Annotated in this window: 13 protein-coding genes and 1 pseudogene; 1 reads left to right on the plus strand and 13 read right to left on the minus strand. The window is 59.3% G+C overall.

The window, feature by feature from the left end; all coding sequences use genetic code 11:
* The 4 genes and pseudogenes from A8B82_RS24020 to A8B82_RS18735 all read right to left on the minus strand — a co-directional run.
* Positions 1–530 (minus strand): annotated as a pseudogene (locus A8B82_RS24020) (hypothetical protein); the annotation flags it as partial.
* Positions 527–931 (minus strand): phage tail terminator-like protein, encoded by a 405-nt coding sequence (locus tag A8B82_RS18725; RefSeq protein WP_067295900.1) that lies wholly within the window; start codon positions 929–931, stop codon positions 527–529. The gene A8B82_RS18725 and the pseudogene A8B82_RS24020, both read right to left, overlap by 4 nt.
* On the minus strand, positions 928–1,362 hold the full coding sequence (locus A8B82_RS18730) for a hypothetical protein (protein WP_067295903.1): 435 nt from the start codon (positions 1,360–1,362) through the stop codon (positions 928–930). The genes A8B82_RS18725 and A8B82_RS18730 overlap by 4 nt, the downstream gene beginning before the upstream one ends.
* Positions 1,359–2,387: a hypothetical protein gene (locus A8B82_RS18735; protein WP_067295905.1), complete on the minus strand. Its 1,029-nt coding sequence runs from the start codon at positions 2,385–2,387 to the stop codon at positions 1,359–1,361. Before A8B82_RS18735 ends, A8B82_RS18730 begins: the two co-directional genes overlap by 4 nt.
* A 153-nt stretch (positions 2,388–2,540) precedes the next feature.
* Between A8B82_RS18735 and A8B82_RS23690 the strand changes: the two genes are divergently transcribed.
* On the plus strand, positions 2,541–3,296 hold the full coding sequence (locus tag A8B82_RS23690; RefSeq protein WP_161489475.1) for a GIY-YIG nuclease family protein: 756 nt from the start codon (positions 2,541–2,543) through the stop codon (positions 3,294–3,296).
* Between the two features lie 152 nt (positions 3,297–3,448).
* Here the strand turns inward: A8B82_RS23690 and A8B82_RS18745 are convergent, their stop codons facing one another.
* Genes A8B82_RS18745 through A8B82_RS18785 form a run of 9 tightly spaced genes read right to left on the minus strand, consistent with a single transcriptional unit; the run spans position 3,449 to position 11,074 of the window.
* On the minus strand, positions 3,449–3,847 hold the full coding sequence (locus A8B82_RS18745; protein WP_067295907.1) for a hypothetical protein: 399 nt from the start codon (positions 3,845–3,847) through the stop codon (positions 3,449–3,451).
* The gene (locus A8B82_RS18750; protein WP_067295910.1) at positions 3,844–4,350 is read right to left on the minus strand and encodes a DnaT-like ssDNA-binding protein; all 507 of its coding nucleotides are present in this window, start codon (positions 4,348–4,350) and stop codon (positions 3,844–3,846) included. The genes A8B82_RS18745 and A8B82_RS18750 overlap by 4 nt, the downstream gene beginning before the upstream one ends.
* 45 nt (positions 4,351–4,395) lie before the next feature.
* Positions 4,396–4,617 carry a hypothetical protein gene (locus tag A8B82_RS18755; RefSeq protein ID WP_067295912.1) on the minus strand — a complete coding sequence of 74 codons (222 nt, stop codon included), beginning with the start codon at positions 4,615–4,617 and terminating at the stop codon, positions 4,396–4,398.
* On the minus strand, positions 4,614–5,636 hold the full coding sequence (locus A8B82_RS18760; protein WP_067295914.1) for a major capsid protein: 1,023 nt from the start codon (positions 5,634–5,636) through the stop codon (positions 4,614–4,616). Before A8B82_RS18760 ends, A8B82_RS18755 begins: the two co-directional genes overlap by 4 nt.
* A gap of 18 nt (positions 5,637–5,654) precedes the next feature.
* Positions 5,655–6,035, minus strand: a complete 381-nt coding sequence (locus A8B82_RS18765; RefSeq protein WP_067295917.1) for a head decoration protein — start codon at positions 6,033–6,035, stop codon at positions 5,655–5,657.
* 3 nt (positions 6,036–6,038) lie between these two features.
* Complete coding sequence (locus A8B82_RS18770) at positions 6,039–7,160, minus strand: DUF2213 domain-containing protein (RefSeq protein ID WP_067295920.1); 1,122 nt, start codon at positions 7,158–7,160, stop codon at positions 6,039–6,041.
* The gene (locus A8B82_RS18775; RefSeq protein WP_138069805.1) at positions 7,157–8,914 is read right to left on the minus strand and encodes a phage portal protein; all 1,758 of its coding nucleotides are present in this window, start codon (positions 8,912–8,914) and stop codon (positions 7,157–7,159) included. The genes A8B82_RS18770 and A8B82_RS18775 overlap by 4 nt, the downstream gene beginning before the upstream one ends.
* Entirely contained in the window at positions 8,911–10,581 is a 1,671-nt protein-coding gene (locus tag A8B82_RS18780) for a hypothetical protein (protein WP_067295925.1), read from the minus strand. Before A8B82_RS18780 ends, A8B82_RS18775 begins: the two co-directional genes overlap by 4 nt.
* Positions 10,550–11,074, minus strand: a complete 525-nt coding sequence (locus A8B82_RS18785) for a DNA-packaging protein (protein ID WP_067295927.1) — start codon at positions 11,072–11,074, stop codon at positions 10,550–10,552. The genes A8B82_RS18780 and A8B82_RS18785 overlap by 32 nt, the downstream gene beginning before the upstream one ends.
* Positions 11,075–11,126 lie beyond the last annotated feature (52 nt).

An 11,126-nucleotide genomic window follows, 5' to 3' on the forward strand; every position in this document is an offset into this window, starting at 1 on the left:
GGTCCATTTCGGCAATCCCGCTTCCAGCTGACCACCAATCCGGGCGCGAAGGTCATCGCCACGGCACGCATCACGTCCTCGATCATGGCCTGGTCGCCGATCCGCCCGTCAGGCCACGCGTCGTAGTGCTCGATAATGCCCGCCGGATTGACCTTCATGGCTTCCCAGATGATGGAATAGTCACCCGCCCATGCCATCACCCCGCTGTTCATGATGTTCGGGTTCAGGAAGTCCCTCGTCATGGTGAATTTGTCCGAAAGCAGCGGCGCCAACGGGCCGGTAATGACCGCATCGAGGTCAAGATAAAGCGTCTGGCCGGTCAGCAGACCTGGGCGGAACATCTCGATTTTCGACCACCAACCCGGCCAATCCGTTTCGAGCGGGATACGCTCACAATCCACCGGCTCATCAGAGAGGCACACAAAGCGATGTGGCAGGCTCAGGTGTCGGGCCACCCCGCGCTGCAACTTGGCCACCCATGAGGCGTCATATCGACCACCTGAACGCAGGACGCAGGCGACGGAGATCAAGCCCGCGCCTCGTATGGGATCTTCACCGGAACCCGCCAGTGGGCCCCGTCTGGATAGCCTTGCTGTACCTCGGGCGGCTGGTTGATCAGTACCTTGCCCCCCGTGACGGTCAGGCGCAGGCCATATGGGAACAATGCCGCGACGGATTCCGCGATATTGGTTGCTGTTGTTGCGAAATTGCCAATCTCGGCCATCACAGTGATCTGCGCAAAGCCACGGCTGATTGTGTGACCGCCCTTGATTGTGCCCTCCCTTCGGTTGACCGGCACATGATCGAATATCAGATACGGGTGCGGCGTTCCGGCTGGCACGTCCTTGTTTGGCCATCCGATTGTCAGAGGCGGGTCGAGCGTGGCGAGTCGCTGCCCGAGCGCGTTGGAAATAGCGGTGTCGGAGATCATCGACGCACCTCAGCGGCTCGGGCCTCAACATGATCGGAGAACTTCGCTGCGTTTTTGCCCACAAAATGACGCCCGGGCACGTTGTAAGTCCGCCCAAGTTCATCAGTTCCTATGAACCCGGCCTCGATCCGGTGGGCATAAGGGGCCACCCATGCGAAAGACATCGTATCCCCAATTTCCATGTCTGCTATCTTGACCACATAACTGTCGGCACCCTCTGAGCCATCCACCGTCAGGCTGTTGACCAGCTCGGCGGTCAGGCCCACGGGGATAGCCCCCTCGACAAAGCTGGTGGCCCCTTGGGTGATACCGATCTGCGTGGTCTGCGCGCCAACCAAAACGTCGCTGATCGACTGCCTCATGACGTATTCCATGCCTCCGACGGTCAGGTCTCGGATGTCTTTCAATTGAGCCGTGAAAGTCTTGCTCATGTCAGCCTCCGATATTGCGGGATGTACGTCGTGGTGCACCGGCAGCCGCCGGAATGCTTGATGCCGCCAGCAGGATCGTGGGCGTACTGCATCCGCGTGCCGTCATCCATCTCAAACGCCTCGTTAAAGCTGACACGCTTGCCGTCCAGCACCTTGTGGTCGGGCCTCGCGTCCTTGGCTGAATTGTGCTGCCACAGCTTGTCGATACTCTCGACCTTGCCGGATTCCATGAGTTGCGTGTAGGCCTCGCGCCGTCCCTCGGCTTGAGCTGTGAATGTTTCGTGTTCGGCAATTGCCCTGCCCCGCGCCCTCAACAACCGCGCATCATGCGCCTTGGCGATCCGCTCAATCGTCGCCTTATCCAGCGCCCTGCCCTCGGCAATCGCCTTCCGGACCTGCGCATCAAAGCGGCGATCCGTTGACGTGTATCGCGGCTTGCTGCCTTTGAAATAGTCCGCGATCTGGTCAGGGTCGCTCAATATCTCACGCACGCGCACCGAACGCTGCGCCCGTGGCCCGTCCAGCCCTAGGATACCGCCCTCACGAACGCCTGTGCGGGGGTTCAGGGTGCCTGCCAGCCTGCGCGCCGTGGTCTCGGCCCCTACGCGCTCCCGTTGCGCCTGTAGGATCGTGGCGCGTATTGGTTCAGGACCGGGCGAACCGATTTCAGTGACCAGACGCGCGCCAATCTCTGCAAATATCTGCTGCGCCCTGACGTGGTTGCCGTCGAACCCGAAGGAGCCTTGAATGCCCCTGGGTAATGTGACCGTCATTCCGCCCGCGACAATCGTGACGCGAACGGCTTCTTGCAGCGGGAACAGCAACGCCTGATTGAGCCGCATGATCTGCTCGATCCGGTTCCAGTCGCCGATTTCCACCAGCCTGACCAGTTCGGCAAAATCAACGGCACCATGCGCGTTCCGTACCACCTCAAGAAACGCCGCTTGGATCAGCGGGTCATGCTTGGCAATCAGTTCGCGGATCTGACGCTGTTGCTGGCGTGTTAGGCGTGTAGGTCGGGCCATTGTGCCCCCATGCAGTTATTCCCCGCGTGCGGGGTTGGGTGGTTCAGTTTGTGGGGTGGTTCAGTCGGCATTTTTCAACACATCTGTTGACTTCCAGTCAAGATGCAGGGGCTGTATAGTACACAGATATGTGAATTCATACGGGACGACGACATGCTGAAGCGAAAAGGCACTACTTACGTTTACGTGGTTGCCCATCCCCATGGGCTGAAGAAAATCGGGATCACGACAAACATGAAGTCCCGAATCCGGACCTTGCAAAACTTGTCCGCTGAGCCACTCAAGCTTTTGTTTTGTAAGGGCGTCGATACAGCCATAGCGCTAGAGATTGAGCGGTCGACGCACGCCAAGGTCTCCCAGTACCGAGTGTTCGGTGAGTGGTTCCAGGTCTCGGAAGAAATTGCGGTTTCCTCGCTGCTCTCATCCGCGCTTTCGGCGGGAGTGGACTTAACCAAAGATGAGAATTCGGCAAACGCATCGGCGCCACGACTGCCGCTCCAATACCCATTTGTTGCCACGCCGGATGGCGATGGCTTTCTTATCACCTGTCCTGACTTGCCCGAAGTTACCTCTGACGCCGATACACTGGATGATGCCGCCGCCCGTGCCGCCGACGCCATCGAGGAGGCGATTGCTGGGCGCATGGCTTCGTTTGAGGATATCCCCCGCCCATCGGCTGGCGCTGATATGTGCGACCCGTTGGACCCTTACCTGTCGATCAAAGTCTCGCTGTTCTGGACCCTTCATGACCGGCAGGAAACCCGCGCCGGGCTTGCGCGCCTCCTTGGTTGGCACCGCAACTCCGTGGATCGCCTATTCATGCCGCGACACGCCACGAAGTTGGATCAGTTTTCAGCAGCTTTCTCCGCCCTTGGTGCTCGGCTTGATTTCGAGGTTCGGCCCGGTTGATTGGCCTTTCATAGCCACACCCAACGCAAAGGCCTGTTCCAGCATCCGGTCGAACTCGACAAAGCACTCCGGTGGCAGGCTGGCCACAAGCTGGGCTGCGGTTGTGTCGCCTCGGTTGAGGTGCCAGAGGATTGCGAAGGATTGATAGGTGCTCAGGCCGAAAGTTCCAGTTCATACAACAGCGCCACACCAGAAGGTGCGAGTGGCTTCACGGCAAGTATTTCTTCGAACAGAGTATCCGCTGTCACATCGGCCGGCGCAACCCCGCAGGCAATCTTGTCCGACTTGATCGGCGCAATCCCCGTTGCGGATATGGTCAGCGTCCGCTTTTGCAGCCCGATCAGCGTCCCGTTCATGTCGCGGACCTCGCGGATGTCCTCAACAGCCGTCACTGCGTACAGTGTCGGGTCGGTACCTGGCGCGCCATCCCACGGCGTCCCGCCAGATGGGCTTCTCTTGATCGTGCAGATGTAGGGGCCGGAGCCGGTGCGCGTACCTGCGCGCGCAAGGCCAGCCGCGATTCGTGATTGGATGCGGGCACCGGCGGTCATGCGACAATTCCCGTGATGCCGTAGGGGTTAGACCCGCCCGCCATGACCGGGGCCAACATCGACATAACAATCGGAATGATCGGCGTCGATGTAGTCAGGCCAGCCATCGGACCCTTGGTTCCGTCTGCGTACTGAAACTCAACAGAACCGAATTTCTCACGCACAACACGCTCGTCAGACAGAACAGCTTGGTTCAGTCCGCCGGGGTTGATCAGTTCGTAAAATGCGGCCTCGTATGTGGCGCGCAGGACAGCACCCGGAACAGTGTCCGAAGCAAGCTCCCTGCCGTAGATGTCAGATGCGCCAGTGCGCGGCCACTGATCTTCCTGATCGGGGTCTGTCGGGATGCCGGGAAAACGGCTGACTGCGACCTTACCAGCCATGCGCCAACCCAGACCATCGACAAACCCGCTTGCGACCGCCAGCAGTGCGTCCGTGGGCGTCCCTGCGTAGCCTTTGGCTGTCCAGTGGGTTTGCGCATCTGTGGTGCTGCCGTAAGCCATATGGTTCTCCGATTGGTGTGAAGCGGCCCCGAAGGGCCACCTCGTTTACTTTTTGGCGTCCGCGTCAGCCTTGGCTTTTGCATCAGCTTCGGCTTTCGCCTTGGCGTCCTTGATCACCAGACCGGCGCGCTCGTACTTTGCGCGCTGCTCGTCGGACCAATCTACGTCAAGAGACACCTTCTTGCCCGGAAGGATGACGTGGAGGTCGCCCGGAATACGGACGGCCTTGCTCTTTCCTGTGGGGTTTTCAACTGTGACCTTCATCATGTCAGGGTCCCCTTGCGCAGAACACGGGGCTGCTGGCAAACATACAGCGGGTAGCTGTACAATTCACCCTTAGTCCACATGTTGCGATCACGATCCGGCACGTTCATCGCATAGACGGACTGACCCGGCGTCCCGACGTATTCCAGTGTCTCCAGCGGTGCCTGAGCAACTTTGAAAACGTCGCGCGCGCCGACAGGGAAGAACTTCGCTTCGGCCACGGGAATTGCCACGGTCGAATTGTCGTCGGTGCCACGATAGTTGTGGAACGTGATGCCGCCGACACGGAAGCTTTCGAAGATCGCGCCCTGCGCCTCGCGCAGGTTGTTCGCGGCCTGCTGTTGCAGGTAGAACTTTTCGACGTTCGGATGTGAGATCAGAGCGTCGTAGAAGTCGTCACCGGCCAGCGCGTGGATGCTGGTGCCCGTGGTGAAGGAGCCGCGACCAGAGCGGACCATGCCGCGCGCAATGTCCTTGCAGACACCATGCACGTCAGTACCCGCCTGGTCCAACTCAAAGCTGGTTGCGGCGGGGATGCTTTCGTTGAACTGGGTCGAATAGTCGTAGATGACCGTCGACCCGTCCGCGTCCAGAAGAATACCCTGCAACGCGCCCAGGCGGTGAAACTCGTGGGTGAGTTCCATGTCGGAGCGCAAGCGCCCCATGCGGCGGCCGTATTCCCGCTGCACAGCCATCAGCTCTGTTTCTGACCCGAAGGCGCGGATGCCATCCAGTTCATGCGCGTAGAGCGTGAACCGTTTGGCAAGGCGGGCGGTTTTGAGCGAAACCGCGTCACGGTCTTCGCCGTCCAGAACTTCTGGCGGGGCACCATCTGCAGATGTCGGGATAAGCGTCAGCCCACCGTCGATACGATCCACAAAGATGTTGCGGGTGCGCACTGGTGTTGGTTCGAAGATTCCCAGAGAACCCAAAAGGTTCGGCTGGTAATCCATTTTCTCAACCATGCCCGACAAGGAGGTCGTGCTGAAGGCTGAGTTGTTAAAAATGTCCATGGTAGCCATGATTTCAGACCTCCTTGCTTAGCGGACGATGATGCCGAGCGCTGCCAAGGCAGCGTTCGATGTGGTGATTTGAGCGCCGTCTGCGCCCGCCTCATAGGTCAAGTCAGAACCGTTGACCTCAGCATCCCGCGCGATGACGGTAGCCGAATAATCGACGGCTGATCCGGTGCCGTTCACGAGATTGAAGCCCAGCACTGCGGTTTCGTCTTCTGCGCCGGTATCAAGCGCCGCGTTATGGCGCACGAACTTGCTGGTTGCCGTCAGCTTGCCCAGGATCGTACCAGCGGCAAACGTGGTGTTGGCAGGAACCGTCACGGTCACCTCGTCACGCGAGCGCCAGTCATTGGCCTCGGAGATGAGGAATTCCATGTCGCGGGTGCCCTCAGTGAGAGTGGTCATGGCTTACGCCTCCTTTTTCATGGAAACGACCGAGCCCCAACCGCCGTCCTGCACCTGTGTGCGCAGGCCGGCGCCGAGAGCGGCGTCGTTTGTTTGGGTTGCAGCGCCCTTCGCGGCGAAGGCAAACGCGCCCTCGATTGCGGCGTCGGTCATAGCCTTTACCTCAGCATCGCCGAGAGACTTGGCGACAACGGCGCGGCGGATTGCGGCGTCATCCATCTTGGACATTTCGTCCTCGGACAGACCTGCCTTTTTGCCCGCTTCGGTCGTTTTCGCATACGACTTGGCCGCATCCTGCAACGCGGCGGGGCTGGTGGCATCGGCAAGGGCTTTGTCTTTCGCCTTGATTTCGCCGTCCTTGGTTTCGATCTGCTTTTTCAGATCGGCGATTTCAGCATCCTTGGTGCTGATTGTGTCAGCCAAGGTCTTTGCTGATGCGTCCTTGAACGCTTCGATTGCGGGTGCTTGGGCGGCGGGCACGTTGACCGCCTTATCGCCCAACACCACCGAGATAAGAGCATCGGACATGGTGTCCTCCTTTGGGTTGCTCGTTTGGATGGCGAGGGGCGATGCCCCCCAGTGATCCGCATCTTGGTCCCCGATGCGAAATTCTTGACCAGCGCGCCCGTTTGGAACGATGGCGAGGTGGTCCACGAAGATTGAACGCTGCACGGCGTCATAGGCTTGCCCGTCCGGCGCGATGCCGGGGGTCCAGTCCAATTTGGTCACATAGCCGACGGACAGTTCGCGCGGCCCACCGCTTTCGATGGATGCCACGGTGCTGCCGTCTGTGATCGCCACGTCCAGCGCCACGGCCTCTCCATCGCGGGCTACCCCGGCAATGTGCCCCCGTGATAGCGCCGTGTGATTGTCCGCCGTGACCCGCTCTTTAGGGTGTCCGTCTGTGATAGGCTTGCCTTTGAAGCTACCCATGCTGTCCAGATTGAACACCTCGTCAGCGGGCCGGTAGACGCGCACGCGATCCAGATCGGGCTTGCCCAACTCAGACCCCATGTAATCCTGAATTCCCGTGCGTGCCGCCTTGACGCGGGCTGTCAGGTATCCATCACGGGTTTTGCGCGGCTTGCCGATTTCGACAGCATCCGTGAAGCGAATTTCGGTCATGTCTCTGTGATCCCCTCGTTCCAATCCTCTTTGACCTCTTGAAAGATTTCAGGGCCAAGGATGATAGGCCCCTGATAGGCTTCGATACCTGCGATGTCGGGCGCATCAGGGTCATGGCTGATCGTGATGTGAGGCTGGTACTCGGGGTGATCCCAAGTCGCCCCAGCCTCCTTAATGCGCTCGTGACGCCACTTCAGTTCGTCGTTGTTGAACAGAACCACGCGCGCCTTGCCAAACTGCTCCATGATGCGAGGGCCACCGGGCGCAACCTCGACTTTCGACTGCCAGCTTTCGCCAACATCCATCCAATCAATCTCTGTGCGGCTAAAAGCGACGGTGACGTGCAGGTCTGACGCTGGCAGTGTGGTTTTGAAGCCCTGCGCTTTGGCCCAGCGGATAATCTCTGCCCCGTTCAGAACGTCGCGACGAACGTAAAGGGTACGCGGCGCTGCGTCGGCAGTGACGGTCTCAACAAAACCACCATCGTCCAACCCGTCATCCGCGATGGTCAGCGCATCAATTCCGGTTTCGCGGAACATCTGCGCACCGGCAGCGGCGATTTCGTCGTCACCGTAAATCGCAGCCGTTGCCAGCTTGGACAGCGTGTCCGCGTCCTTGTTGCGGATCTCGCTCACTTGGGTTTCGCTCATCTGCTTGAGTGGACGCCACTCGTATGTCGTTTTGTCCGGCCATGCGCCCAAGGTTGAACGGATCAGCACTTCGTCAAGGATGCTCATCGCCGGTTCGATTTCCAGCGTCTGCATCGCTTGTACGCGGTCGTAATAATTGTTCAGATCACTTTCGCCCGTGCTGTTCAGCCCGCCCGGTGATGTGCCTAGAAGCCGCGTCATCGGGATGTCGGCAGCACCAGACGCAACTTGCATGAAGCGGTCTGCAATGTCGGAAAGCCCCGAGAACGCGAAAGACTTGCTCTCGTATTCCTCGTCTTTATCCAAGATCAGCGTGCCGTTGTTGCCCTTGAGCAGGCGGGCCGTGGCAAACCGCTTGAACAGCATTTCTTCGTACTTCGGGTCGGTGATGTTCTCGGACAAGCCTTCGATCTTGATGATGTCCGTCTTCGCATCGAACACCAAAGATGCTACGTTTGCCATGGTCATATCGAGATGCTGACAGGCCGTGTAGACCGATTGCAGCACGCTGTCACCCCATCCGTATTGACCGGACCCCGCCACGAATTGAGACGGCAGAGGCTCACCCCTGAACTCTACAAGGCGCGTTGGATGAACTCGCAGGACTTCGCCGTGGTTGGTGCTGAACTGGTAGTCGATAGGCAGGCCATAGCGCGGGCTGCGGGGGTCAATATCCGCCAGACCGGCAATGATGTCCTTGCGGGTGATGACAGTCAGATACCGAAGATCGCCCTTGCGGATAGTGCGCGGGTCAAGAGGTTGATTAAGATCCTCACGGCCCGCTCCGATCAAAATTACTGCGCCGCCGTAAAGCCGCGCCTTCCATTTCGCCTCGTTGATCTTGGCGCGGATGCGGAAAGCATCCTCCATCGCCTCGATCTCTTTCGCGCCATCACCGCTCCATTCACGCCATTTGCGCACGGCGTCCATTGCAGGGATCGTGACGACCTTGCGCATCACCCAGGACGTGCGGAAAGCAGCCTCAAGCTGCTGATCGTCCAGCATGTCGACTGCATAACTGACCGTTGCGGCCTTGTCGCCGGATGTACCCAGCCGGGTCGCAAGGCTTTGCAGGCCATCGGCGATGGGTGTGAATATGCTCAAGATGCCATCCCCGCGAGGTTGAATTGTTTTTTGGTAATCACCGGCCAGAACGCCATCACGATAGCGTCGGCAAGGTTGGGGGAGCGTGTCCCTGGCGGAGATTTATCAACCACCAACTTCATCGCGCCCGTTGATCGGCTTGCGGTAGCCTGCCCTAGTTCTTTTTCGATTTGCCGCAGCTTTGGCAGCGTTGACGGCAGGCTGATCAGGTCATCCGGCGAATAGGTGACGCCCTCGGTGACCGCCCGATAGGTGCGCTCGAACCGCAGACGCAGCTCCCACCAGCCTTGTGCCTTCAGGTTGCTGTAGAAGTCCTTGTTCGTCGGTGACGCCTTGTCCGGGTTGCCGTGTTCGTCGCGTAGAATATGCTTATCTGGAAACAGCACCCCTGCCCCGGCTGACCAAGGCGTCAACTTGATGCCCACTGGCAAGTGACCCTCAGACGCCAGCCTGTTTGCCTCGGATTTAACCCCGGCACCGATGCCAACACTGTCATATTGCAGATCGACCGCACCGCGCCCTTGTAGCGCGCCAATGGCCTTACGTGTCGTTTGGCCTGTGTCGCCTTCGCCCCAATCATCTGCGGCTTCCAGGACCGCGCCCTTGCGAGCAGCAAGGGCGTTCTTGTCGCCGCCCTCGTCTGCTACGTCCAACCCTGCGATGGTTGCGCCCGTCGGCTCGAAACCAAGCTTGACGTGAGCGTCTATCGCCGCCTTGATCCACGCATTCGGGATAATGACGCCATCGACCGAAGCCGCATAGTTCCGGTCAACCTCTTGCGCGAAGACATGCAGCAAGCCATCTGCCTCTGCCTTTTTCCGCCGCGCCTGATACCATTTCTCATCTTTGGCAGGATGATCCCGCCAATCCATGACGAATACGTTGGTGACGCCCTTGTGAGCCTCGCCGCCTGTCCACTCCACCCCGGCCTCTCTGCGCCGATGAAACACGTTGCCAAGGCCGTTGACTGACGAAATGTCGATCTGCACGCGGGTGTTGTCTGCAAGCGCCGCCTCGATCTTTTCGGGCCGCTCGAAGTGCGCGGCCTCATCCTTGAAATAGATCAGCTTTCGACCGCCGCGCCCGATGTTATCGCCAGCCTCGCCAGTGATTGTCGCCCCCGTCTTCGGGTTGATGATCCGCATGTACGTCATGTGGTCGGATTCATTGAATCCTTCGGGCCAGAATTCGCGCGGAATGCCACGAATTAGCATCCGCATTTTCTCGAACAGGCTGTCAGGGTCGCCGATCTTATCGACAAGCTGTTCCTTGCGTGACCCCCAGCCAACTGCCGCGCCATCCCAGAACCGCCAGAGCCACACCGAAACGGCGCAGCACACCCAACTGGCCCCCATGTCGCGGGCCTTTTCCATCAGCCCGTTCTCTTCACCAGACAGCATTGCCATGATGAACTCGACCATCTCGGCCTGACGTTCGAACATGATGAACGGCATTTTAGCTGGCGTCGTCTTGCCTGCGTTTCTTGGGTCGTATGTGTCCATCCAGTGATTGATGAAATCGACCGGGTGCGTGCGGTAGTACACCAGCGCCCCCGCCATGATGACCGGATCGGCGCGCATCGCCTCAAGCTGCTGTTGCCGCCACGCCCAGACAGGGACGTATTCAGGCGGCCAGTTATCCTTTGTTGCTGTGCAGGGTGGCTGCATAAGCTTCAGCGGCCTCCTGCGGCGTCATGTTCACGTTGACCTTGGGTGTCATGCTGCCGTCCGGGCTGGTGTGTTCCCGCTTGTCCGCAAGCCCCAAATCGCGGGCGATGATGCTGCCATTCAAGAGGTCCGCCGACGCACCTTCGAACTTCTGGCGATAGATCACGGATTCCGCTCGCGTAATGACAGGGGATAAATCCGGACGCGAAGTCCGCCATTCCCGCCATGTTGTTTCATCAATGTCGATGAATTGGCAAAGACCGGCGATGGTCATAGCCCGCATCTTCGCAATAGGCTCGTGTGAGGCTGACCCTTGGAATGTCACAAGCTGGTCTGCGTAAAGCGGGTTCTCGTGGTTCCAGTCGAAGTATTCCAGGCACGCGCCCCACAGGTCATCAGGGTTGTTGAACTTGGGTTTCGCGCCATGCGATGAACGCGCCTCCCAAAAGCGGTTACCCATCGCAAAGCGCCCGTTCTCATCACGGTCGCTCATTTCGCTCTCCGATGTCCTGAAATAGCAAAACGCGCCGCAGGTTTCCCTGAGC

The organism is Sulfitobacter sp. EhC04 (assembly GCF_001650875.1).
GTDB lineage: Bacteria > Pseudomonadota > Alphaproteobacteria > Rhodobacterales > Rhodobacteraceae > Sulfitobacter.

Coding starts and splice junctions, on each gene's coding strand:
- A8B82_RS18725 (WP_067295900.1), bottom strand. CDS start 931: ATGATCTCCGACACCGCTATTTCCAACGCGCTCGGGCAGCGACTCGCC.
- A8B82_RS18730 (WP_067295903.1), bottom strand. CDS start 1,362: ATGAGCAAGACTTTCACGGCTCAATTGAAAGACATCCGAGACCTGACC.
- A8B82_RS18735 (WP_067295905.1), bottom strand. CDS start 2,387: ATGGCCCGACCTACACGCCTAACACGCCAGCAACAGCGTCAGATCCGC.
- A8B82_RS23690 (WP_161489475.1), top strand. CDS start 2,541: ATGCTGAAGCGAAAAGGCACTACTTACGTTTACGTGGTTGCCCATCCC.
- A8B82_RS18745 (WP_067295907.1), bottom strand. CDS start 3,847: ATGACCGCCGGTGCCCGCATCCAATCACGAATCGCGGCTGGCCTTGCG.
- A8B82_RS18750 (WP_067295910.1), bottom strand. CDS start 4,350: ATGGCTTACGGCAGCACCACAGATGCGCAAACCCACTGGACAGCCAAA.
- A8B82_RS18755 (WP_067295912.1), bottom strand. CDS start 4,617: ATGATGAAGGTCACAGTTGAAAACCCCACAGGAAAGAGCAAGGCCGTC.
- A8B82_RS18760 (WP_067295914.1), bottom strand. CDS start 5,636: ATGGCTACCATGGACATTTTTAACAACTCAGCCTTCAGCACGACCTCC.
- A8B82_RS18765 (WP_067295917.1), bottom strand. CDS start 6,035: ATGACCACTCTCACTGAGGGCACCCGCGACATGGAATTCCTCATCTCC.
- A8B82_RS18770 (WP_067295920.1), bottom strand. CDS start 7,160: ATGACCGAAATTCGCTTCACGGATGCTGTCGAAATCGGCAAGCCGCGC.
- A8B82_RS18780 (WP_067295925.1), bottom strand. CDS start 10,581: ATGCAGCCACCCTGCACAGCAACAAAGGATAACTGGCCGCCTGAATAC.
- A8B82_RS18785 (WP_067295927.1), bottom strand. CDS start 11,074: ATGAGCGACCGTGATGAGAACGGGCGCTTTGCGATGGGTAACCGCTTT.